This is a genomic window from Mesorhizobium sp. WSM4307, assembly GCF_007003945.1.
GTDB lineage: Bacteria > Pseudomonadota > Alphaproteobacteria > Rhizobiales > Rhizobiaceae > Mesorhizobium.
Map to the genome: position 1 here is coordinate 377,059 of NZ_VFTB01000007.1, position 21,878 is coordinate 398,936.

General features: G+C 60.5%; 20 protein-coding genes and 1 pseudogene. 5 read left to right on the forward strand and 16 right to left on the reverse strand.

The features are described 5' to 3' along the window. Positions 1–595 precede the first annotated feature (595 nt). Together FJV83_RS19310 and FJV83_RS19315 are read left to right on the forward strand one after the other, a co-directional pair. Positions 596–898: a DUF982 domain-containing protein gene (locus tag FJV83_RS19310; protein WP_095774229.1), complete on the forward strand. Its 303-nt coding sequence runs from the start codon at positions 596–598 to the stop codon at positions 896–898. A gap of 200 nt (positions 899–1,098) precedes the next feature. Further along, positions 1,099–1,347 (forward strand): DUF982 domain-containing protein, encoded by a 249-nt coding sequence (locus tag FJV83_RS19315; RefSeq protein ID WP_095774230.1) that lies wholly within the window; start codon positions 1,099–1,101, stop codon positions 1,345–1,347. 300 nt (positions 1,348–1,647) lie between these two features. Here the strand turns inward: FJV83_RS19315 and FJV83_RS19320 are convergent, their stop codons facing one another. Continuing rightward, entirely contained in the window at positions 1,648–3,123 is a 1,476-nt protein-coding gene (locus FJV83_RS19320; RefSeq protein ID WP_095774231.1) for an NAD-dependent succinate-semialdehyde dehydrogenase, read from the reverse strand. Positions 3,124–3,427: 304 nt separating this feature from the next. On the opposite strand from FJV83_RS19320, the gene FJV83_RS19325 reads away from it, so the two are divergent. After that, complete coding sequence (locus FJV83_RS19325) at positions 3,428–3,640, forward strand: cold-shock protein (protein WP_095774232.1); 213 nt, start codon at positions 3,428–3,430, stop codon at positions 3,638–3,640. Positions 3,641–3,882: 242 nt separating this feature from the next. Here the strand turns inward: FJV83_RS19325 and FJV83_RS19330 are convergent, their stop codons facing one another. The 11 genes from FJV83_RS19330 to FJV83_RS19385 all read right to left on the reverse strand — a co-directional run bounded on the left by FJV83_RS19330 (position 3,883) and on the right by FJV83_RS19385 (position 15,521). Beyond that, on the reverse strand, positions 3,883–4,353 hold the full coding sequence (locus tag FJV83_RS19330; protein WP_095774233.1) for a MucR family transcriptional regulator: 471 nt from the start codon (positions 4,351–4,353) through the stop codon (positions 3,883–3,885). Positions 4,354–5,489: 1,136 nt separating this feature from the next. Beyond that, positions 5,490–5,942: an aspartate 1-decarboxylase gene (panD, locus tag FJV83_RS19340; protein WP_095774235.1), complete on the reverse strand. Its 453-nt coding sequence runs from the start codon at positions 5,940–5,942 to the stop codon at positions 5,490–5,492. 57 nt (positions 5,943–5,999) lie between these two features. After that, positions 6,000–6,983, reverse strand: a complete 984-nt coding sequence (locus tag FJV83_RS19345) for a beta-ketoacyl-ACP synthase III (RefSeq protein WP_095774236.1) — start codon at positions 6,981–6,983, stop codon at positions 6,000–6,002. Beyond that, positions 6,980–8,245 carry an adenosylmethionine--8-amino-7-oxononanoate transaminase gene (locus FJV83_RS19350; RefSeq protein WP_142886620.1) on the reverse strand — a complete coding sequence of 422 codons (1,266 nt, stop codon included), beginning with the start codon at positions 8,243–8,245 and terminating at the stop codon, positions 6,980–6,982. Before FJV83_RS19350 ends, FJV83_RS19345 begins: the two co-directional genes overlap by 4 nt. Beyond that, the gene (gene bioD, locus FJV83_RS19355; protein ID WP_095774289.1) at positions 8,245–8,880 is read right to left on the reverse strand and encodes a dethiobiotin synthase; all 636 of its coding nucleotides are present in this window, start codon (positions 8,878–8,880) and stop codon (positions 8,245–8,247) included. Before bioD ends, FJV83_RS19350 begins: the two co-directional genes overlap by 1 nt. A gap of 11 nt (positions 8,881–8,891) precedes the next feature. After that, positions 8,892–10,031, reverse strand: coding sequence for an 8-amino-7-oxononanoate synthase (locus FJV83_RS19360; RefSeq protein ID WP_095774237.1), 1,140 nt, complete (start codon positions 10,029–10,031; stop codon positions 8,892–8,894). Next, positions 10,028–10,969 (reverse strand): biotin synthase BioB, encoded by a 942-nt coding sequence (gene bioB, locus FJV83_RS19365; protein ID WP_245318196.1) that lies wholly within the window; start codon positions 10,967–10,969, stop codon positions 10,028–10,030. Before bioB ends, FJV83_RS19360 begins: the two co-directional genes overlap by 4 nt. A 158-nt stretch (positions 10,970–11,127) precedes the next feature. Beyond that, positions 11,128–11,982: a carboxylating nicotinate-nucleotide diphosphorylase gene (nadC, locus tag FJV83_RS19370; protein WP_095774239.1), complete on the reverse strand. Its 855-nt coding sequence runs from the start codon at positions 11,980–11,982 to the stop codon at positions 11,128–11,130. Continuing rightward, positions 11,982–13,523, reverse strand: a complete 1,542-nt coding sequence (locus FJV83_RS19375) for an L-aspartate oxidase (RefSeq protein ID WP_095774240.1) — start codon at positions 13,521–13,523, stop codon at positions 11,982–11,984. Before FJV83_RS19375 ends, nadC begins: the two co-directional genes overlap by 1 nt. Continuing rightward, complete coding sequence (gene nadA / locus FJV83_RS19380; RefSeq protein ID WP_095774241.1) at positions 13,520–14,494, reverse strand: quinolinate synthase NadA; 975 nt, start codon at positions 14,492–14,494, stop codon at positions 13,520–13,522. Before nadA ends, FJV83_RS19375 begins: the two co-directional genes overlap by 4 nt. 64 nt (positions 14,495–14,558) lie before the next feature. Beyond that, positions 14,559–15,521 (reverse strand): hypothetical protein, encoded by a 963-nt coding sequence (locus tag FJV83_RS19385; RefSeq protein ID WP_095774242.1) that lies wholly within the window; start codon positions 15,519–15,521, stop codon positions 14,559–14,561. An 837-nt stretch (positions 15,522–16,358) separates the two neighbouring features. On the opposite strand from FJV83_RS19385, the pseudogene FJV83_RS19390 reads away from it, so the two are divergent. Next, positions 16,359–16,565 (forward strand): annotated as a pseudogene (locus FJV83_RS19390) (TrbI/VirB10 family protein); the annotation flags it as partial. Positions 16,566–16,665: 100 nt separating this feature from the next. On the opposite strand, the gene FJV83_RS19395 reads toward FJV83_RS19390, so the two are convergent. The 4 genes from FJV83_RS19395 to FJV83_RS19410 are packed head-to-tail and all read right to left on the reverse strand — an operon-like array spanning position 16,666 to position 19,557. Continuing rightward, on the reverse strand, positions 16,666–17,430 hold the full coding sequence (locus FJV83_RS19395) for an amino acid ABC transporter ATP-binding protein (RefSeq protein WP_095774243.1): 765 nt from the start codon (positions 17,428–17,430) through the stop codon (positions 16,666–16,668). Continuing rightward, on the reverse strand, positions 17,427–18,086 hold the full coding sequence (locus FJV83_RS19400; RefSeq protein ID WP_095774244.1) for an amino acid ABC transporter permease: 660 nt from the start codon (positions 18,084–18,086) through the stop codon (positions 17,427–17,429). Before FJV83_RS19400 ends, FJV83_RS19395 begins: the two co-directional genes overlap by 4 nt. Positions 18,087–18,095: 9 nt before the next feature. Next, entirely contained in the window at positions 18,096–18,743 is a 648-nt protein-coding gene (locus FJV83_RS19405; protein ID WP_095774290.1) for an amino acid ABC transporter permease, read from the reverse strand. 52 nt (positions 18,744–18,795) lie between these two features. Beyond that, entirely contained in the window at positions 18,796–19,557 is a 762-nt protein-coding gene (locus FJV83_RS19410; protein WP_245433480.1) for a transporter substrate-binding domain-containing protein, read from the reverse strand. Positions 19,558–20,564: 1,007 nt separating this feature from the next. Here FJV83_RS19410 and FJV83_RS19420 point away from each other — a divergent pair. Then, positions 20,565–21,872: an aminotransferase class III-fold pyridoxal phosphate-dependent enzyme gene (locus tag FJV83_RS19420; RefSeq protein WP_095774246.1), complete on the forward strand. Its 1,308-nt coding sequence runs from the start codon at positions 20,565–20,567 to the stop codon at positions 21,870–21,872. Positions 21,873–21,878: the final 6 nt, after the last annotated feature.

The following is a 21,878-nucleotide window of genomic DNA, read 5'->3' on the forward strand; positions in this document are numbered from 1 at the left end:
CAGGAGTTTCAGGATGCAATGAAGATGGTGGCCGCTCCTATCCATGCTTCCATATTTCCGAGTGCATTAGACGCGTCCAACGCATTTTCGGAATCGATCACAAGCGGCCGATTCATGCTGTTGATGGGACCTGCGGCGTAGGTATGCCGGCCAGAGCGGCCGATTGTCGGCGACGCTTTGAGCTGGGGCGCGGCCGTCAGTCACGGAGGGCTGATGCGCCCATGCGACGACACACTGAAATTCGGATCGGAGGTCGCGACAGACTAGGCGGGTTACCGGCAGCATCGTGGCGATCCGCCGCAGGATGGGGATGCATGATGACGATCCGTTTCCGAGATAGACGGCTTCATCGAGGTCGTGCGTGTGACGAGCACGGCTGTCGGGCCCTTGAAGCTCCTCATGCAAACGCCTGGCCATCGCCTTCTTGCGAGGCCTTCGGGAGCCGCGGCAGCGAAATCGGCCTGCTAGTCTGCCAAAGCCGCCTGCTTTCCTCTTGAACCGTCATTGCCCTGACAACACATTGTGCAATCGTCGGCGGGTGTCGATGAGGCGCGTGTTCACGCAAACCAGCCGTTCAGCAGGTCGGGAGGAACCAATGAAGCCTGAAGCTTTCAGCAGCCCAGTTTTCGTGAAGCGTGCAACCTACATCGTCCAGGAAATTGCCAGCCTTGCGGACGCTATCGACTTCCTCAATGACTGGCCAGAAGATCGCCGAGACCTGATCCACGAAGCCGCCGTCAGGGCCTGCTATGATGCATACGATGGGCGAAAACCTGTAAGCGCAGCGCGCAACGCCTTTTTCGGCTTTGCGAAACGGGCCGCCATATTGGAAGATGCAATTTCCGCCATGCAATGGCTCGCTGCCTGCAAGTCGGGCCGTGGAAAAGTGCAGGTATAGGCACCTGGCACGCCGAGGGGGCATTGTGTTGAGATTTTCAGGGATAGCCGAAAGCAGAAGCAGGTTTCGACATTAGCGGCGCAATCCCACCATGAATCAGATACCGCACATGGATCGCGAGGGGCGAGGTTCAGCGAGCAGCGGAACCGTCGGCCGGGCCAAGGTGCGATCGAGGCTATTTGCCTCACAGGAGCGCAGACATGACCGGCTTGAGCAGATTTGAGAGGCCAGTCGTTGTTCAGGTTAGCCACCACGGCTCAGAGCGGATCGTCTTCGAGGTCAATGATGCTGCCGCTATCTTGCTGCGTGATCTTCAACGTCAGACCGTGAAACGGAAGGCCGCGATGGATGCCTGTCTGCAGGTATTGCGCGGTGAGGCTTATCCTGCAGCAGCTCGAAGAGCTTTCGTGGCAGCCGCGCTTGAAGCAAAGATACTTCGCAGCGATTAAGAAAGCTGGGATGCTCCGGAACTGCTCACTGACCATCGCCGGGACGACCGTTGTTGGAACGATGATGTGAACACTTGTCCAGGTCCGGTATCCCGACGCTTTCCAGGGCCGCGCTCACCCGAGGCGACGACCTTGCCTGACTGCGGGACAAGGGCGGGCGTCGGCGCGAAGCTGACCTCAAGGTGACGAATGCGACGGTTTCAGCGGGTTCGTAGCCGCCGCCCATCGAGGTGCGACTTTTGCTTCACAGGTTTGATGATCGCTTGCGCCGGCGGCTCCGCGATTTCGCAAGCGGATGCTTCAGATGCCGCCCATGCAGAGGTATTTCATTTCGAGGTAGTCCTCGAGCCCGTGCCGGGAACCCTCCCGCCCAATGCCGGACTGCTTCATCCCGCCGAAGGGTGCGGCTTCCGATGACATGCGTCCCGTATTGATGCCCACCATGCCATATTCCAGGGCCTCGGCCACACGCCAGACACGCTGCAGGTTCGAGGCATAGAAGTAGGCGGCCAGGCCGTAGATCGTGTCATTTGCCTCGTGTACGACCTGGTCCGCATCGTCGAAGCGAATGGTCGGGGCCAATGGCCCAAAGGTCTCCTCTTGCGCAATCGTCATCTCGCTGGAGACTTCAGTGAGGACCGTCGGTTGGAAGAATGTGCCATCCTTGCCAATGCGTTTGCCCCCGCAGCGAATTGTACCGCCTTTGGCGACGGCATCGGCGATATGCGATTCGATCTTGGAGAGTGCCTGCCTGTCGATCAGCGGGCCGATGGCGACACCTGGATCGAAACCGTCACCAACCTGCAGCTGGCGGACCCGCTCGACGAATTTGTCGATAAATTCATCGTGAACGCCCGATTGGACGTAAAGGCGGTTCGCGGAAACGCAGGTCTGGCCGGCGTTGCGGAACTTGGCCTGGATAGCCCCGTCTACCGCCGCATCGACGTCGGCATCGTCGAAGACGATGAAAGGCGCATTGCCGCCGAGCTCGAGGCTGACCTTCTTGATCTGGTCCGAGCACTGGCGCATGAGCAGCCGGCCAACTTCGGTCGAGCCCGTGAAGCTGATCTTGCGGACTCTGGGGTTTGTACAGAGTTCGCGGCCGACGGCATCGCCTTCAGAAGCGTAGATCAGGTTGACCACCCCTTCGGGAAAGCCAGCTAGATGCGCAAGGGCGAACATTGCGCCGGCAACGAGCGGCGTCTGTTCAGCGGGTTTCAAAACGATCGTGCAGCCCGCGGCCAAGGCCGGCGAGATCTTGCGCGCCACCATGGAGGCCGGGAAATTCCATGGCGTAATCGTACCGACGACGCCGATCGGCTGCTTGATCACCAGCAAGCGCCGGTCTGGCGATGGCGCGGAGATCGTCTCGCCATAGATGCGGTTAGCCTCTTCGGCGTACCATTGCAGGTAGGCCGCCGCATGCGACACTTCCGATTTGGCCTCGGCAAGGGGCTTGCCCATCTCCGCGGTTAATATCGCGGCAAGGTCATCACCGTGGTCGATTATCAGCTGATGCCAGCGCCACAGAACGTCGCTGCGTTCACGGGCCGTCAATGCCGCCCATCCAGGCTGTGCGTTATAGGCTTTGTCGACCGCAACCCGCGTCTCCTCGACACCCATGTCGGGAAGCTCCGCCAGCACTTCGCCGGTCGACGGGTTGAGGACCTCAAATGTCCGCTCACTGACTGGTTTGCCAAGCGCCGGCAGGCGGTCAAGGCTGCCAAAAAGGTCAGGAGATTTGAGGTGGCGGATCAAAGGCGGCAGCAGCGGCAATGTCGATTCCCCAGAAGGCTCTTGGCCTATCCGGCCGGATGGACATCTACTGCGCACATGTGGCTTTTGCATAGGACCACCGCTCACGAAAAGTCGTGCTTCCCTTGGGTCGGGTGGACCTGCCGCGGAAACGTGAGCCCCAACGGGCGGGCGCTGGACGGTGCATGAGGAGTTACAGCGGCCGATCAAACCGGGCCTTGCAAATTTTTCCTTTTTTGCTGCGCCTGACGCAGAAGTATCGGCTATGAATCGGGACTGGCCTAACGGCCTGCCCACGTTGCAATTGTTACAAAGGAAAACGCATATGCCGACTGGAACGGTTAAGTGGTTCAACAGCACCAAGGGATTTGGGTTTATCCAACCCGACAATGGCGGTCAGGATGTTTTTGTCCACATTTCCGCTGTAGAACGAGCGGGCCTCTCTACCCTCGCTGATGGCCAGAAGATCAACTATGAAATCGAACAGGACCGGCGCACCGGCAAGTCCTCGGCCGGCAGCCTCAGCAAAGCCGGCTGACTTTTCTCTCGCCTGCTGGCAACAGCGGGTGGACGCGATAGGTCTCGCCGCGTGACAAGGGCGGGCGAGCACAGGGCTCGACTGGACGGCTTGAGCCGCGGATGCTGCAGCCCGCGCGAATTGTTGGGCAAGCCAGGCTGTCTTGAAAGGGAAGGCGGGTAGACCCCGCCTTTTCATATTCCGTTCAGATGCAGATTATGCCGATGGCACTGCGCGCCCAGAAAAAACCTTGATTTCTGAAATCAAGCTGCGACCATCTTGCGGGCCCGCTTTGCCGGCGCTGGCGGCGTTTCCGGCTCTTTCGGTTTGCGACCAAGACCCATCGTCTTGGCCAACGCCGAGCGCGCCGCGGCGTAGTTCGGCGCGACCATCGGATAATCCGCCGGCAGAGCCCATTTGGTGCGATATTCGTCCGGCGTCAGCCCATAATGGCTCGACAGATGGCGCTTGAGCGATTTGAATCTTTTCCCGTCCTCAAGGCAGATGATGTGGTCCGGTGTCACCGACTTCCTGATCGATACGGCAGGCTTCAGAACCTCCGGGACTTCCGCAGAAACATTGGCGCCGGCCGTGCCCTTGAGTGCCGCGTGCACCTGGCCAATGAGGGCAGGAAGTTCACCGACCGGGACCGGATTGTTGGAGACGTAGGCTGAGACGACATCAGCGGTGAGCTCGATGAGGACGTCGATGTTGTTGTCGGCTTCTTCTGTCATGAAACTCTCCGGGTGGCTTGAAAGACAGGCGGCGAAGTGTCGCTACATAGTGGCGGTTGCCGCTGAAAGCAATAAAGCCCCGGCAAGACTGTTGCGATGCTCGTCTTGCACTGCGGTCAATAGCGACGCTTCCCGTCGTCTTGCGTCTATTGATCGAACGCGGTTGGCAGCATCGCTGCTCGATGTAGCATGAGGGAGCGATCCTGACCTGAAACGCTGCCAAGCCTGTTCTCGATCTCTTCTACGCTGAAGATCGGAAGCGATCATTCGGAGAATGCCGATCCGGCACGCTCGATAGTGGCTCCCTCTGCGAGCAGAGCTGGCCGCCTGTGAAGCAGCAGAATCGAACTCGCCGGTAGGACAGGCGTTCTCCTGTTCCTCTGCAACGATCTGGTCGAGACCGGAAACGATTGCCACGAGAACCCGCGCGCCAAGGCTCGTGCTTCGGGGAGGTGTCCGATGCCCAGCCGGCGGCTGGCGCGTTCGGCTTCGTCCTCGACGAGCCTTCGCCCCGAAAAGGAGCGCCGCGACATTGATGGAAGGGGGCAGGGAAGACGTCCACGGCGCTTGTGCTGTGGCAGCATCCGCACCGACTGCGTCAGTGTTCACAACCGAAAAACCCGCCACTCTTGGGGGCAAGAGCGGCGGGCTTTTTGCAGAGCTACTCGAACTGAATACGCGTTCTCACTGACATTAGCTGTGGATAATTAAGACAGCATTAACGTGCAAGATCGGGTCATCTAAATCGATCCGAATGCAAGATGCGGCCGGCTCGGGATAGCCCGGGCCAGAGCCGCTGTCGCCGTCAAATCCATAAGGCGCCAGCTGTCAAATAATCGGCGCTTGACGTTACGTAAGGTCCCGTGTTTTTCGCTGTGCGGGGAACGACTTCCAGTCTCGGTTCCAAGGCGACGAAAATGAGGGGCGGCGATGGTGGCTGGCGAACCAAACGACGTGCGCGTCAAGCGTTGCGGTGGGGGATGGGTGGTTCATATTATGGAGGACGGCGAACTGACAGTTCATCGGTTCAAGACGCAGTCGCCCGCCGAACATTTTGCCGATGACCAACGCGCCAGGCTCGGCCTTGCGAGCAGGCCACCAATTGACGAACACTGATGTCACATGTGCGGCGGGTGTCACGCCCCGGAGACCAGCGCAGGAATGGCCAAAGCCTGATCAGTCTCGTCAAGGATGGAGAAGGTGTAGCGGCCATCGGCGTCGAGATCGACGGAGTAGCTTAGGCGATCGAGTATATTGTTGTCCTGGTCGAACGTGACAATCAGCGGCTTCAGTGAGGTAATGTGCGCTTCGTCCAGATAAATGGAGTTGCAGACAATGATCTGGTCGTCGGGCTGGCAAGTGCGGGCGGCTGCTCCGTTTAGAATACAGCATCGTGAGCCGCGCTCACCGAGGATGACATAGGTCGAAATCCGCGCACCGGAATTCTTGTTCCATATCTCCACGAATTCCATGGGCAGGATCCCTGCTTCTTCGCAATGATCTGGGTCGAGCGTTATCGAACCGTGGTAGTTGAGGTTCGCTTCGGTGACGTAGATGCCGTGCAGCTTGCCGGCGACTAGTTTTCGCATGGTCTGTTGTCCTTTCCATCATGAATCCTGCCACCCTCGGAGCAGCCAGTTATTCGGCTAAATTCCGACGACGAGCGCGCCGCCGCTGAGGCCCGCACCCGCTGCCGCCAGAAGTATTCTCTCGCCCGGCCGAAAGGGCTCCGTGCGATGGGCGAGCGAGAGCGAGAGCGGGATCGTTGCGGCGGAAGAGTTGCCATATTCGGCGATCGTCTTGACGATCGCGTGATCGGCAATGCCGAGGTTGCGCCCGACCCCATCGAAAATACGGGCATTAGCTTGGTGCGGCACAAACCGCCCGATATCCTGCGGCCGCATTTGGGCTGCAGTGAGCGCACCTCTCGAGCAGGCGGTCATCATCTCGACGGCCTTGCCGAACACTTCACGGCCGTCGGTGATCGTCATCCGGGTCTGCCTCAGGTCTAGGTCGCTGTGAAACGGCGTGTTGCTTCCGCCGGCGGGAATCTGGATCAGCCCGTAGCGAGAGCCGTCGGAATCCACCGATGCGCCGAGAATGCCCCGGTCCGGGTCATTGCAGGGACCAATCACCAAGGCGCCGGCGGCATCGGCAAACAGCACGGCGCTGGCGCGCTCGGCCGGGTTGATGCGGCGGCTGAGGATGTTGGCGGCAATCACAAGGGCCGCCTTGCCATGCAGGCGGGTGAAGCCGTCGGCGAACATCAGCGCATAGATGAAGCCGGCGCAGGCGCCGGTCAGGTCGACCGCGCCCGCACGCCCCAGCCCAAGCCGGTGGGCGACCAGCGGCGCGCTGGGCGGCAGCAGGTGGTCGGGTGTCGAGGTGGCGAGCAACAAAAGACCGATGTCGCCACGGTCGATGCCGGCGCTCGCCAGCGCCATGTCACCGGCATGCGCGGCAAGGCCCGACAGCGTGTCTTCGTCGTTTGCCCAGAAGCGCGAGCGTATCCCGGTCCGCCGCTCGATCCAGCCGGGTTCGAGCCCGAGACGGTCTTCGATTTCCGGATTCTCCACCTTGCGCGACGGCGCATGATGACCAAAGCCGAGAAGGCGCGACGATCTCCTCATGGCTTTAAGCCGAAGCGTTCGCCGGCCTCCTCGATGGCGTCATAGAGCCCGTCCAGTTCCTCGCCGGTGATGCAATAGGGCGGCAGAAGATAGAGGACATTGCCGAGCGGGCGCACGAGAAGGCCGCGCTCGAGGAAGAAGGCGCGCAATTTCGGTCCGATCTCGGCCAGATAGCCGGCAGAGCCGGTGCGCAGATCGAGGGCCGCGATCGTGCCGGTCGCCCGGCTGTCGGCGAGGTAGGGATTGTCGCCAAAGCGCCGAAGCCCGGCGGCCTGTCTCACGCTCAGGGCCGCGATACGCTCGGCCACCGGCTCGTCACGCCAGATCTCAACATTGGCAAGTGCTGCCGCGCAGGCAATCGGATTGGCGGTGTAGGAACTGGAGTGGAAGAACGTCTTCGTGCGGTCCTCGGAATAATGAGCCTGGAAGATCGCATCGGTGGCAAGCGTTGCGGCCAGCGGGATGATGCCGCCGGTCAAGCCTTTCGAGGTGCACAGGATATCTGGAGAAATCGACGCCTGCTCGCAGGCGAACATGGTTCCGGTGCGCCCCCAGCCGGTCATTACCTCGTCGGCGATCAGCAGCGTGCCGGAGGCTTCGGCAATCTTCTTCAATTCGGTCAGAACCGATGCAGGATACATCAGCATGCCGCCGGCGCCGAGCACCAGCGGCTCGACGATCAGCGCGGCGGCGCGCCGGTCGCGGCTGACGGCCTCAAAACGATCCAGCGTCTCTTGTTCGCGTCCCGCGGCCGGGAAGGGGATGGTGTCGACCTCGAACAGCAAGGGTTCGTAGGCGGCGTTGAACACACCGCGAGCGCCGACGCTCATCGTGCCGATCGTGTCGCCATGATAGCTGTGCTCCATGACGACGATGCGCGAACGCAGTGCGCCGATGTTGCGGAAGTAACCGAGCGCCATCTTCAGCGCGACTTCGACCGAGGTCGAACCGCTGTCGGAATAGAACACCCAGTCGAGGCCGGCGGGAGCGAGGCCGACAAGCGCCTTGGCCAGGCGTTCGGCCGGCTCGTGGGTGAAGCCGGCGAAGATGATCTGATCGAGGCTCGACGCGGTCGTCTCGATCGCCTTCATGATGCGGGGATGGCGGTGGCCATGGGTGACGACCCACCAGGAGGAAATGGCGTCCAGGATGCGCGCGCCGTCGGCCTTGTGGAGATAGGCGCCTTCGGTCCGGACGATTTCGGGGATCGAATGCTCGAGCGCGTGCTGGGTGAAGGGGTGCCAAACTCGGGACTGCGGCATCATTGCCCTCCGGCAATCAAAGCGAGGTCGAAGCCGGCAATCATCGCGTCTCTCAGCGTTTTGCCCGTCAGCGGATCGAGCAGCGGAAGCCTGCCGAGCTGCGGTACACCGCCAATTTCCACGATTGTCCGTTGCGTGTCGGCCATCTCATCGCCGATGAAAGCGATTCCTGCCAGCGGGATGGAGCGCGCCCGCAGGGCCTCGATCGACAGCAGCGTGTGGTTGATGGTGCCGAGCGTGGTGCGGGCGCACAAAATGACCGGCAGCCGCCACTCAGCGAAGATGTCGATGAACCTTGTGTGCCGGTTAAGCGGCACCATCAGCCCGCCCGCGCCCTCGATGACGAGCGGCGTCGGCAGGACGGGAAAAGTAAGATCGGCAGCCTTGATCGCGACGCCGTCGATCTCGGCCGAACGATGCGGCGACAGCGGGCTCTTCAAGCGGTAGGCTTCCGGCAGCACGCGCTCTAAGGGCAAGCCGGTAAGCCGGGCAACGACCTCGCTGTCGGTCTCGCCGTCGAGGCCCGATTGCACCGGCTTCCAGTAGAAACCGTCGAGCAGGCCGGCGAGCCCGGCCGCAAACACGGTCTTGCCAATTCCGGTGTCGGTTCCGGTGATGACGATGCGTTGGGTCATGCCGCCTCCGGTCATGTTTGGGCCAACACCTCAACGAGCGCCTCGACCATGGCAGAAATGTCGGCGTCGTCGACGTTGAGCGTCAGCGAAATGCGCAGGCGCGACGTGCCCTCCGGCACCGTCGGCGGACGAATGCCGCGGATGTCAAAGCCGCGTGTCTGCAGTCCCGCCGCCACCACCATGGTGCGCCCGACGTCGCCGATGAGGAATGGCTGGATCTGCGAGCCGCTGGGCGTCACGCCACACCGCTCGGCTAACTGCCTGCCCGCCAAGGCAACGCGTTCCTGCAGCCGAACGCGGCGCATCGGCTCGTCGGACAGCGTGGCGAGCGCTTCGCGCGCTGCGACGGCCATCAGCGGCGATGGCGCGGTGGCGTAGATAAATGGCCGGCAGCGGTTGACGAGATAGTCGCACAGCGTTCGCGGTCCGGTGACGAGTGCGCCGGAGGCTCCAAGCGCCTTACCGCATGTGTGGAGTGCCACGATGTTGTCGCGGCCCTCGAATGTGGCGGCCAGCCCCCGGCCAGCCGGTCCCCAGACGCCGGTGGCATGCGCTTCGTCGACGACCATGAATGCCTCGTGCCGATCGGCAAGCGCCATCAGGCTCGCAAGAGGCGCGTGGTCGCCATCCATGCTGTAGAGGCTTTCGACGGCGATCCAGACACGGCCCAGGCCACCTTCGGCGCGCCAGCGCGTGATCGCATCCTCGAAAGCACCGACGTTGTTGTGCGCGGCCAGCTTGAACTTGGCGCGTCCTGCCCGCGCGCCCTCATGCATGCTGGCATGGGCGATTTCGTCCAGGATCAGCAGGTCTCCCTTCTGCGGCAGGGCAGTCAGGAGAGCGAAGTTGGCGATGTAGCCGCTGCCGAAGAACAGCGCGCGCTCGGTTCCGAAGAACGCCGCTGCGTCCGCCTCCAGTTGCTCGTGTTCCGGCGCATTGCCACGCAACAGCCGCGACCCGGTGGCGCCCACCGGCGTGCCCCGCGCAATCGCCGCCGCAACCGCCTCGCCCAGCCTTTTGGAGCCTGCAAGCCCGAGATAGTCGTTCGACGAAAAGTCGAGCCCGGCGCGCGGCGCAAGTGTGCGTAGCCGGTCCCTGCGCGCCAGTCCCTGCAAGGTTCCCTCGTAGCGGGCAAGCGGTGTCCCGTTCATTGCGTCTCGACTGCCATCGGCTCGATGCCGAGGCGGCGGAAGAGAAGGCTATCCTTGTCTTCGCCGGGATTATCCGCCGTCAGCAGCGTGTCGCCGACGAAGATCGAGTTGGCGCCGGCAAAGAAGCACAGCGCCTGCATCTCGTCGGTCATGGCGGTGCGGCCGGCGGAAAGGCGCACATGCGATTTCGGCATCATGATGCGGGCCAGTGCTATGACGCGCACGAATTCGATCGGCTCGATCGGCCTGGCTTCGGCAAGCGGGGTGCCGGGTATCGGGATCAGCATGTTGATCGGAACGCTTTCGGGGTGCTCCGGCAGATTGGCCAGCGTCACCAGCATGTCGATCCGGTCCACCGGCTCTTCGCCCATGCCGACAATCCCGCCGCAGCAGACCTTGATGCCGGATTGGCGAACCTGTTCGAGCGTATCGAGCCGGTCGGCAAAGCTGCGCGTGCTGATGATCTCGCTGTAGTAGCGTTCCGAGGTATCGATGTTGTGATTATAGTAGTCGAGACCCGCCTGCTTCAGCCGAGCGGCCTGCTCAAGATCGAGCATGCCGAGGGTCATGCAGGTCTCCATGCCGAGCGCCTTGACGCCTTCGACCATCGCCACCACTGCATCCATGTCGCGCGGCTTGGGGTTTCGCCAGGCAGCCCCCATGCAGTAGCGGGTGGCGCCGGCGTCACGTGCCTTGGTCGCCTCGGCGATGACGCGCCTGACCTCCATCAGCTTCGATGCCTTCAGGCCGGTTTCGTGATGCGCCGACTGGCTGCAATAGCCGCAATCTTCAGGGCAGCCGCCCGTCTTGATGCTGAGAAGGCGACTGAGCTGGACCTTGTTGGGATCGAAATTCTCGCGGTGGACGGTTTGAGCGAGGAACAGCAGATTGTTGAACGGAGCATCGTGAAGCGCCCGAGCCTTCTCCAGGGTCCACATCCCTGTGTCTGTGGCTTGAGCCTGTGGCAATGTCTTCGTCGAATTCGATGCGTACATTCCTGTCCTGTTCCCTTGGTTCCGGCGTTACGGCTTCTTTGCCGGCGGATTGACGGCGACTGGAAGGCTTATCAGCCCGCTGCCGTCCGTTTGTCAGTCGATCATGAGTCCCGGTAATCAAGTCCGATATCCAGGATCGGCGCGCTGTGGGTCAGCCAGCCGATGGAGATCAGATCGATGCCGGTGGCGGCGATGGCTGGCGCAGTTGCGGCGGTGATACTGCCCGATGCTTCGGTGATCGCCCGGCCGGCGACCATCGCCACCGCCTGCCGCAATTCGGCAACCGACATGTTGTCGAGCAGGATGGCGTCAGGGGCAAGCGCTAGGGCCTCTTCCAGCTGGGCCAGCGTATCGACTTCGACTTCGATCTTCACAAGGTGGCCGACGCTCATGCGCGCCCGCTCAATGGCAGGTCGAATTCCGCCGGCCATGGCAACGTGGTTGTCCTTGATCAGGATGGCGTCGTCGAGGCCGAAGCGGTGATTGGCGCCACCTCCTGCGCGCACGGCGTATTTTTCCAGCGCCCGCAATCCGGGCGTAGTCTTGCGCGTGCAGACGATTTTCGCGCCATGTCCGCGAACCGCGGTGACGATCGATGCGGTTGCCGTGGCGACACCGCTCAAATGGCACAGAAAATTGAGTGCCGTCCGTTCGGCTGTGAGAATGGCCCGGGCGGGACCGCTCACCGTTGCAATGACCTCTCCTTGCGAGACTTCGCTACCGTCTGCTCGCTCCACGGAGATTTCGACGTCAGGATCGATCAGCCGGAAAGCAAGGATCGCCAGATCGAGGCCGGCAACAACTCCCGACTGGCGCGCCGCCAGCACGGTCCTCGCATGTTGTTCTTTCGGCACGACTGCGTCCGTGGTCACGTCGCCGGCTCTGCCAAGGTCTTCCAGAAGAGCTGCCCGGACAAGAGGCTCCAGCATGACCGTGGGAAGTGGTGCGAGCTTCATCACCTGACCCCCTCGAGGCTCGGGACGTCTGCGAGTTCCCGCGCTGCCGCCAAGGCATCGGCGAGAGTGAGTTCGCTACGTCTGGCAATGGCTTCACGATGGGGAAAGTCGGGGCGGTAGTGGGCGCCACGGCTTTCTTCTCGCGACAAAGCGGCGACCGTCATCATCAGCCCGACAGCCGCCGGATCCGATGCCGCGTCATTGGCCTCGGCGAGCGGCAATAAAGCGCGTGCGGTTGATTTCAAGACCTCGCCGTCCCGCACGATGGCGAGCGCGCGCGACAGGAGAGGCCGCACGGCCCTCGGATCGGGCGAAGGATAATCGTTTGCAGTCGCCGGCCTTGTTCGCAAGACAGGGGTTCCTGCCAGGCTTTCGGCGACCCAGCGCGCGCACACCACGGCTTCGGTCAGCGAGTTGCTGGCAAGCCGGTTGGCGCCGTGTAACCCCGTCGAGGCGACTTCGCCGCAAGCCCAAAGGCCTGAAACAGAAGTGCGACCGGCGCCATCCACGGCAACACCACCCATGTGGTAGTGCTGGGCGGGGCGGATGGGAATGAGGTCATGTGCCGGATCGATGCCGACATCGCGGCAGGCTGCGGCGATCGTCGGAAACTGCCGCGCGAACGCCGTGCCGGGTTTTTCCCGCGCATCGAGAAAGACGCGGTGGCCTTTCGAAAGATGTTTCCAGATCGCTCGCGCTACAACGTCGCGCGGCGCGAGTTCCGCACCTTGTAATCCTTCAAGGAAGCGGTGGCCTGTTTCATCGACGATCTCAGCGCCTTCACCGCGAACCGCTTCACTGATGAGTTGCAGCGGACGGTCCGGCCCGTCGAGCGCTGTCGGGTGGAACTGGATGAATTCGAGATCGGCAAGGACAGCACCCGCGCGGGCTGCAAGTGCCAGGCCCTGTCCGCAACTGCCCAACGGATTGGTTGTGTCGAAAAACAGCCCGCCAATCCCGCCGGTCGCGAGAACGACCCGTCCCGTACCGAAGAACACGGGACCCATTGAAGAGCTTGCCCAGACGCCCCGCACAGCATTCTCGTCCACGGCCAGCCGTCGCGCCTCCACGCCTTCCACGACCACGATCGAGCGAGTGGAACGCACGGCCGCGACAAGGGCACTCATGATCTCGCGTCCGCTCCCGTCGTCGCCGGCATGAACGATGCGCCGTCGGCCATGCGCGGCCTCCAGCCCAAGGCGTATTTTCCCTGCCGGCGTGCGGTCGAAACGGACCCCAAAGCCCTCCAGCGTTTCAATCGCGCCGGGCGCCGCGTGCAGGATGCGACTTGCCATGTCCGCGTCGCACAGCCCATCGCCGGCGGCGAGCGTGTCGGCCAGGTGCAGCGCCGGATTGTCGTCATCGCCGAGGCTGGCAGCCAGGCCGCCCTGTGCCCACGTGCTCGAAGCGTCGGCTCCCAGCGGCGTCCTGGACAGGAGAAGCACCGGCTCGGGCGCCAGGTGAAGCGCCGTCATCAGCCCGGCAATGCCGCCGCCGATGACAATAGGCCGACCGAAGAAGCTGCGGACGTCCGCGTTCATACGGCCAGCATCCGCTCGACGGCGAGCCGTGCCCGGCCGGCGATCTCGGGATCGATGCTCACGACATGCCGGTTTTGTTCCAGAGCCTCGCGGATGTTGGCGAGCGTTATCCGCTTCATGTGCGGGCACAAATTGCAGGGCCGGATGAACTCGAGCTCGGGATGCTCGATCGCGACATTGTCGCTCATCGAGCATTCCGTCAGCAGCACGACGCGAGGCGGTTTTTGTCGTCCGACATAGTCGGACATGGCAGCGGTCGACCCGGAAAAATCGGCTTCAGACACCACGTCTGGCGGGCATTCGGGATGTGCGAGCACGATCACACCGGGATGGCTTTCGCGCAACTCCCTGATATCGGCCGGCGTGAAGCGCTCATGCACCTCGCAATGCCCGTTCCAGGCGATGATCTTCACATCGGTCTGGGCGGCGATATTCTTCGCCAGATACTCGTCCGGCAGCATGATCACCTGGGGAACACCAAGCGACTCGACGATGGCCTTCGCGTTGCCTGAGGTACAGCAGATGTCGGACTCGGCTTTCACCTCGGCCGACGTATTGACATAGGTGACGACAGGCACGCCCGGATAGCGTTGCCGCAGCAGCCGGATATCCTCGGCGGTAATCGAGTCGGCCAGCGAACAGCCAGCGCGCAGGTTGGGAATGAGCACCGTCTTTTGCGGATTGAGCAGCTTCGCCGTCTCCGCCATGAAATGCACGCCGGCAAGCACGATGACGTCGGCTTCGGTCGACATTGCCTTGCGGGCCAGCGCCAGGCTGTCGCCGACGATGTCGGCAACGCAGTGGAATATCTCTGGCGTTTGATAGTTGTGCGCCAGGATGACGGCGTTGCGCTGCTTCTTGAGGTCGAGAATGGCCTCGATGTCCTCGGCAAAAACCGGCCATTCGATCGGGGGGACAAAGTGGCGAACGCGGTCGTACAGCGACGCGCCTGAAGGCAGGATGGCGCTCATCGAGCCTCCAGTTATAGTCTACAAGAATATAAGACCTATATATCCGTTGTGACTATAAGAGATGTCAAGCCCGCATAAGCGGCAATTTTGTCCCAGCGACTGGCCTCTCATCGAGAATGTCGTGGCGGAAGCAGTAGAGCTGCGCCGGTCGGCCGCCGGTCTCAGTGGTCGTCTCCCCGGTTTTCTCCACCAGTTCCTGCTGCTCTATGAGCCGGCGAAAGTTTGGTTTGTTGATGAGCCTCCCGGAAAGCGCTTCAACGGTTCGCTGGAGCTGCAAGAGCGTGAAGAGCGGCGGCATCAGCTCGAACACGACGGGCCGGTATTTGATCTTGGAGCGCAGCCGCGCAATAGCCGTTGCCAGGATGCGGCGGTGATCGGCGATCATCGATTTGCCCGCTACCGGAGTAAGTGCGGCTGAAGGTCTACCGCGTATCGCTTCCTCCACAAGCGCTGCCTCGTAGAGAAGCTCATAGCGCTGCAGCGCGAACTCTTCGTTCCATGACCGGCCGTCGAAGCCGAAGGCGACAGCCGTGCGACGCCGGCGATCGAGCCGCATGGCCTTCTCGTCAGCGCTATCCGCCCATTCCCTGAGGCGTGGCAGCAGATGTTCCAGCACTGCCGCCGGCGCGCCGGAGCGATGATCCTCCCATGGAAAATAGTCGTACCAGCTTGCCCAGGATCGCCTGGCTGCGGCGCCCGCATCGTCGGCTTGCGTGAGCGCGAGATAACTGATCGAGATTACGCGTTCCTCGGCGCCAATCCGGTCGCGATCGGCGAAGGTGTAGAGCTGTTCGATATAGCCGAGCGGGTAGCCGGTCTGTTGTTCGACCCATCCCCTGAGGCCGGACTGCAGCGAACGGTGAGCGAGTTCGAACGGACCTGACGGCAAAGCGTTTGCCTGCGGGATGGTGAGAACGCAAGGAACGCTGTTGTTCATCGCGACGACGACGGCGATCAGGTCCGCCTTGACGTTGTTGCCCTTGCCTCCAGATCTGCGTTGCCTGGTCGGCTTTTTCTGACGGTCCATGATTCCTAATCTGGCTGGGCTGAGTTCCGCTGCGGAAGGAGCTGAACCGATTTAGATTGGTTTTCTACGATAATTGTCGGCCCGTCAACATCAGGCCAGGATGCGGTTTTAGGGTTCTGCACTCGCAGAAAATGGCGTCAAATGCGACACCCTCGGTTGGTAACGCAAGGGCAGCAGCCCTCGTTGACTGCGCTTGCTAGCACCAAGGCGATAAACCCCGTCGGATATCCGTTTGCGAAGGGTGGAACGCGGCTCGTCTGTCTGACGGTACACGACGCCTCACCAAGCTCGTCTAGGTGGGCGACAGTGTTGGAATGGTTTTCCATGTATGCCGATCACACTCGTATGCTCGCCATGATGACACATACGGTATCCGGTGCACATCCACACTGTGCCGTTGCTTTCATTGCAACTAATCAAAGTTCCATAAGTACGTTCGCTGCGGGCGGTCGACGAGAGCCGTTCGGTGACGGTTTATGTCGCGCCGATGTGGTCGTTGTTGAGTTCGAAAGACACAACTGACGTCAGATAGGCTGCGAATTCCTGCTTTGATGGTTGTCGTGGTTCTCTGTCCCTTGGCTCGGGCTGCCGCTGAGGGGGATGCAGTGGCACTCCAAAATCTCTTCGAACGAGGGGCCTGTGGCTGGCAAAACTTTTTCAATGAGCCCATGAGACTTGAGTGTAACCGTCACTTGATTCTTAGCCGGTGATGATCATTGATGCTATCGGGACAGGCGAGGAATTTCTGCAGCCAATTTCACCGCAGTTGCCATGGAGAGCGTCCACCCGAGCGATCCGTGTCCGCAGTTCAAGTAGAGCCAGCGATGCTTGAACCTCGACAAGGTGAACAACCATTATTTCCGAACCTTCGGCTCAGCCGTGCTCATCGCTCTGATCGGGACGGGGATCGACATGGCTGTTCCACAGAGCTCGACACTCGCCACCCAGGATACCGCCTCGGATGCGACACGCCGGAATTTTGCTGAAACGTTCGGCCGGGTTGCTGACCAGACGATTCAGCGGAACATGGATGTTCAGCCGACCCATCAGGATCGCAGTTAACCGATCTCGAATGACAGCCACCTATCAAATGAACCGTTCCGGCATTGACGGAGGACATTTCGTATAAGGGTACGACAAAGGTTTAGGCGGATAGGTGCTTTCGCAAGAACTGTCGAGTGCGTTCCTGCTGAGGGCTGCGGAAGAGCTGAACGGGAGAACCTTCCTCGACCACTCGGCCGCCATCCATGAAGATAACGTGGTCGGAAACCTCTGCGGCAAAACGCATCTCGTGGGTGACAATGAGCATAGTCATGTGTTCGGCGGCGAGTTGCTTCATCACCGCGTTGACCTCGTCGACCAGTTCGGGATCGAGCGCTGAAGTGGCCTCGTCGAAGAGCATCACCTTTGGCTTCATAGCCAGCGCTCTGGCGATTGCCACGCGCTGCTTCTGCCCACCAGATAGCCGCGAGGGATACGCATCCACCTTGTCCACCAGCCCAACCTTGGCCAACAGGTCGCAGGCCAGCTCGCGCGCCTCGGCTCTGGCCATGCCCTTCAACTTGATTGGTCCCAGGCTGATGTTCTCCAGCACACTCAGGTGGGGGAATAGATTGAAATGCTGAAACACCATTCCCATCCGCTGGCGCACAAGGTTGATATGGCGCTCATACGCGATGCCTCGGATATCCAGATTGACCCGCTCGCCGTCGAGCCATACCTCGCCTGCGTTCAGCGTTTCGAGCTGATTGATCGATCGCAGCAGGGTCGATTTACCGGAACCGGAAGGGCCGATCAGCGCAATGATCTGCCCTTTAGCGACCGAAAAATTGATCCCTTTCAGCACTTCCAAATTGCCAAATGATTTGCGTGCATTGCGCACGTCGACCATGGGGTTAATGTTTGTCATCGTGTTGCCTCCACGCGCTTTGCAATCAGCGCCAGCACGCCTTCGAGAATCAGGTTGAGCAGGTAGTAGACAACAGCCACGAATATATAGAACTCAGAGGGGCGGAAGGTGGAGGAAATACCGAGCTGGGCCGCGTTCACCAATTCCGCGACACCAATTACGGACACCAGCGACGATTCCTTCAACAATGCGATCATATTGCTGCCAATAGGAGGCAGGGTCAGTCGCACCGCTTGAGGCACCACAACATAGCTCAAGGTGCCCAGTCGGCCGAAACCAAGCGAACGGGCGCCTTCGGTTTGTCCCTTGTCAATACTCGTAATGCCGGCGCGCAAAATATCTGCATTGTAGACCGCATAGTGAAGCCCAAGACCGATCACCCCTGACCAGATGGCAGGAATATCGATGCCAATCTGCACCAGTCCGAAATAGATCAGAAAGAGTTGCAGGAGCAGGGGCGTGCCCATGAACAGCCACATAAAGCCAGCGACTAGAGCGCGTACGCCGGCGGGAGCGTAAAGCAGGGCCACCGCAAAGACGATGCCCATGCCGAAGCTCAAAAGCCCTGCCAGCATCGAGATGAGTGCTGTCCACAATGCCCCCTCTGCCAGAAGGGGCAGATATTCTATCAGAACGAAAAGATCCAGACCCTCCATCGATGTTCCTCAATCGATCGCAAAGCGTCGGTCGGCCAGACGCACCAGCATTGATACGGCGACGATGATCAACATGTAGAGAAGAGCAGCAACCGCAAAGATCTCGAACGGCCTGAACGTAGAGGAAATGTAGCGTTGCGCGGTGTAGGCTAAATCCACCACTGAAATCGCCGAAACTAACGAAGACCCCTTGATCAGGGCCACCGTGTTAACACCCAGCGGGCGGATCATCAGCCGTGCAGATTGTGGCAAGATCACCAGCCACATGGTGCGAATGCGGCCAAAACCGATGGTCCGGGCTGCTTCGCTCTGTCCTTTATCGACGGCCAGGATCGCGCCGCGCATGGACTCTGCCATATAAGCCGCGATGTTTATGCCCAGGCCTATCCAGCCCGCAGTGAAGGGTGAAAGATTGATGCCGATCTGCGGGCCTCCGAAGTAAAGCAAGAACAGCTGAACGAGGCATGGGGTGCCGCGAAAGATACTGACATAGATGGAGCCAATGGAGCGTAGAGTGCGGCTAGGCGACAGACGCATTGCGGTCAGCGTTGCGGCGAGGATCATCCCCAGAATGAAGGACAGAAGCGAGATCGCGACAGTCATGCCGGCCGCTTCCAAGAAATAGGGAAGAACCCTCTCAACCAGGGCAATGTCCAATGTGGGCTCCCATTGAAAGCTGGTCATCAATCGGCCAGCGTTTAATTCGCGATCAACGAATGTCGCGTCCGATCCACTTCGTCGCAATGGCCGCATACGTGCCATCGGCCATCATGTCGTCGAGGGCCTTCTGCATCGCAGCCTTGAGGTCGGGATTGTCCTTCCGAATCGCTATGCCGATGCCGACACTGCCGCCTTCGATATTTGGAGTGTCGAGCATGTGAATTGGGTCGCCAGTTTGCTTGATCACGGCCAGCAGTGCGATGTAGTCGACCACAACAGCATCGATGCGCCCGGCCTTTAGCTCGAGCACAAGTTCAGGAAGTCCCTTGTAGGTGCGTATCGTCCAGCCACCCGTTTCGCGGGCCCATTTCTCATGCGTCTCGCCAAGGGTTACGCCGATCGTCTTGCCTTTGAGATCAGCCATCCTTTTCGTCGTTGAACTATCTAACACAAACACGCCGCGGCCATCACGATAGTAGGGTCCGACGAAGTCAACAACTTTCTGCCTCTCTTTGGTGATGGCCATAGAACCGACAATAGAATCGTACTTTTTTGACAAGAGACCTGGAATGATCCCATCCCAAGCCGTACTGACGGCCACAGCGTTTACGTTGAGCCGCTTGGCAATTGCATTGGCGATGTCCACATCAAAACCAACGAGCTGGTTCTGCTCGTCGATCATGCTGAAAGGCGGATACTGCCCCGACATCGCCGCGCTGAGTTTGCCGGCTTCCTGGATCGAAGCCAGGTCATCGGCAGCCGCAGGTAGCGTCACAGCGAATGCTAGCCCAAGTACGAATGCGGAACGCATAGCAATCCGTGAAATGCAATGAGACATCAGTTTCCCCGTTGTTGATTAGCTGATTGATCTGTAACGTGCAGTTTTCGTATACGCGCCCTGGTTATTCAGCAAATTGTTAGTTTAAATAGAGACTATAGGTTCAGCGAATGAATGCTCCAGCGCGGCCGGAGGGGGAATGTACCCGAGGTCTCGAAAATACAGCAGTCTTGGCGGGGTAGGATGCTTTGTCGTGAGCGACCCTAATCCAGGCACAGCGGTGCTGTCGATCATGTCGTCGCTTCGGTCTCGTTCTACGAATTCGGCTAAAGTTTCGAGCATCGCAGTTGCCTCGGAAGACGCCATCCCATCCGCCGTATTCGTCAGGCAGATGCCGCCACTGTGCTTCGGCGCGCCCCATACACATCATCCTTTCGAGATATTGACGATTGTCCTGGGGCAGGGCGGCATCCGCGCCCTCGCCATAAAGGCAATAGCGGGCTAATCACCGCCCATCCTTAATCGCCCAAGGCCGCGTCAAAGGCGGCCTTGCAAAACGCTAGCCTGAGCTAAGATCGCGTAAACTTTTTTTCATGCATCCGGGAAGAAGACCATCCCGTTCTTGTGAATTGATCTCACAATCGATCTTTGCCTTTGCGCACGACGCGTTAGCGACAGCGACAGCGACGTCGAAACCGGCGAGCTTTGCCGGCATTGTGGAAATCACTTGACGGCGGCTAGGCACTTTCACCGCGTTTTTTTAGCTCTGTGCCATGTCTGTCTCTGCCCCAAAAACCTCAGACATCGCTACCGTGTCACCTTGTTTACCTCCTTTTTGCTCGCCCGTTCATTGTCGCTTTTCGGCACACTGTCGCGGAGGCGTCGGAGGAAAACTGGCGCCTCTGTCGGCAAATGCTGTCTTTGTAGAAACGCATTTCCAGATCCTCCCATCGGTCCGGCGAGCGAGAATGCGGACTTGACGAGATCACAGATGTGCTATTTTCTTGATCTCAAATTTCGCAATTCGCACGGAATCATTTATGATCGAGAATCCTGCCCACCAGAATTCCTCCCTCGACGCCGCCCTGCTCGAAACCCGAGAGCGCTACGCTGCAAAGCGCCCCAAGAGTGCGGCGCTGCATCGCGAGGCGGTAAAAGTTCTCCCTGGTGGAAACACCCGGAGTGTGCTCGCCTACGCGCCTTTTCCGACCGCCATGGCGCGCGGCGAGGGCTGCCGTCTTTGGGACGTCGATGACAACATCTATCTGGACTTATGTGGGGAATACACCGCCGGTCTTTTTGGTCACAGCGATAGCCGTATTCGTGCGGCCCTACACGACGCTTTAGCGCGGGGACTAAGTCTCGCCGCAGTGGGGGAGGCCGAGCAGCGATTTGCAAGAATCCTCTGCAGCCGATTTCCGTCCATTGACATGATCCGCTTCACGAACAGTGGCACCGAGGCCAACCTGATCGCGCTCAGCGCCGCGCAGGTGGTGACGGGGCGCAATCGCATCATTGCGTTTCGCGGCGGCTATCACGGCAGCCTCCTGTACTACCCTGCGACCGGTTCCAGCCCGATCACCGCCCCGTTGCCGGTGACGCTATGTGACTACAACGACATCGACGGCACCGTGGCCGCCATCCGCTCGGCAGCAGGCGAGCTTGCAGCGGTCATAGTGGAGCCGATGCTGGGTAGCGGGGGCTGTATTGCTGCCGAGCCTACCTTCCTGGCTGCCATCGCCGAAGCTGCACGCGGCGTCGGCGCGATCCTGATATTCGACGAGGTGATGACCTCGCGCATGTCGGGAGGCGGTCTGCAGGAGCGTCTCGGTATCCTGCCTGACATGACCACTCTAGGGAAATATATCGGCGGGGGCATGAGCTTCGGTGCTTTCGGTGGGCGGCACGAGATCATGGAGATTTTCGTCTCCAAGGTGCCTCACGCGGGCACCTTCAACAACAACGTGATGTCCATGGCCGCAGGGATCGCCGCAATGGGAGAGGTGTTTACCGCCGCAGAGGCCGCCGACCTTTTTGCCCTAGGAGAAGCCCTGCGCGAGCAGCTCAACGCAATGTCCGGCAGGGCTGGCGCAACGTTGCAGTTTTGTGGCGTCGGCTCACTCGCCACGGCCCACTTTCGCCGTGACCAGGTCGTTCGCCCTTACGCCATAACCCCGAGGGAGGAAGCTCTTAAAGAGCTGTTCTTCTTTGACATGCTTGACGCGGGGGTCTACATCGCCCGTCGCGGCATGACGGCGCTGAGTTTACCGACGACTGAGCGAGACCTCGTGCAGTTCACAACTGCCGTCGGCGATTTTCTCGACGCACGGGCTCCGTTGCTGCGATAGTGGAGC

Bases quoted from the DNA above. Each gene is read 5' to 3' on its own strand.
- FJV83_RS19420 (WP_095774246.1), top strand. From the start codon at position 20,565: ATGATCGAGAATCCTGCCCACCAGAATTCCTCCCTCGACGCCGCCCTG.
- bioD (WP_095774289.1), bottom strand. From the start codon at position 8,880: ATGACCCAACGCATCGTCATCACCGGAACCGACACCGGAATTGGCAAG.
- FJV83_RS19330 (WP_095774233.1), bottom strand. From the start codon at position 4,353: ATGACAGAAGAAGCCGACAACAACATCGACGTCCTCATCGAGCTCACC.
- nadC (WP_095774239.1), bottom strand. From the start codon at position 11,982: ATGAAGCTCGCACCACTTCCCACGGTCATGCTGGAGCCTCTTGTCCGG.
- FJV83_RS19350 (WP_142886620.1), bottom strand. From the start codon at position 8,245: ATGCCGCAGTCCCGAGTTTGGCACCCCTTCACCCAGCACGCGCTCGAG.
- FJV83_RS19385 (WP_095774242.1), bottom strand. From the start codon at position 15,521: ATGGACCGTCAGAAAAAGCCGACCAGGCAACGCAGATCTGGAGGCAAG.
- bioB (WP_245318196.1), bottom strand. From the start codon at position 10,969: ATGTGGACCCTGGAGAAGGCTCGGGCGCTTCACGATGCTCCGTTCAAC.
- FJV83_RS19345 (WP_095774236.1), bottom strand. From the start codon at position 6,983: ATGAGGAGATCGTCGCGCCTTCTCGGCTTTGGTCATCATGCGCCGTCG.
- nadA (WP_095774241.1), bottom strand. From the start codon at position 14,494: ATGAGCGCCATCCTGCCTTCAGGCGCGTCGCTGTACGACCGCGTTCGC.
- FJV83_RS19400 (WP_095774244.1), bottom strand. From the start codon at position 18,086: ATGGAGGGTCTGGATCTTTTCGTTCTGATAGAATATCTGCCCCTTCTG.
- FJV83_RS19360 (WP_095774237.1), bottom strand. From the start codon at position 10,031: ATGAACGGGACACCGCTTGCCCGCTACGAGGGAACCTTGCAGGGACTG.
- FJV83_RS19310 (WP_095774229.1), top strand. From the start codon at position 596: ATGAAGCCTGAAGCTTTCAGCAGCCCAGTTTTCGTGAAGCGTGCAACC.
- FJV83_RS19315 (WP_095774230.1), top strand. From the start codon at position 1,099: ATGACCGGCTTGAGCAGATTTGAGAGGCCAGTCGTTGTTCAGGTTAGC.
- panD (WP_095774235.1), bottom strand. From the start codon at position 5,942: ATGCGAAAACTAGTCGCCGGCAAGCTGCACGGCATCTACGTCACCGAA.
- FJV83_RS19395 (WP_095774243.1), bottom strand. From the start codon at position 17,430: ATGACAAACATTAACCCCATGGTCGACGTGCGCAATGCACGCAAATCA.
- FJV83_RS19375 (WP_095774240.1), bottom strand. From the start codon at position 13,523: ATGAACGCGGACGTCCGCAGCTTCTTCGGTCGGCCTATTGTCATCGGC.
- FJV83_RS19325 (WP_095774232.1), top strand. From the start codon at position 3,428: ATGCCGACTGGAACGGTTAAGTGGTTCAACAGCACCAAGGGATTTGGG.
- FJV83_RS19410 (WP_245433480.1), bottom strand. From the start codon at position 19,557: ATGCGTTCCGCATTCGTACTTGGGCTAGCATTCGCTGTGACGCTACCT.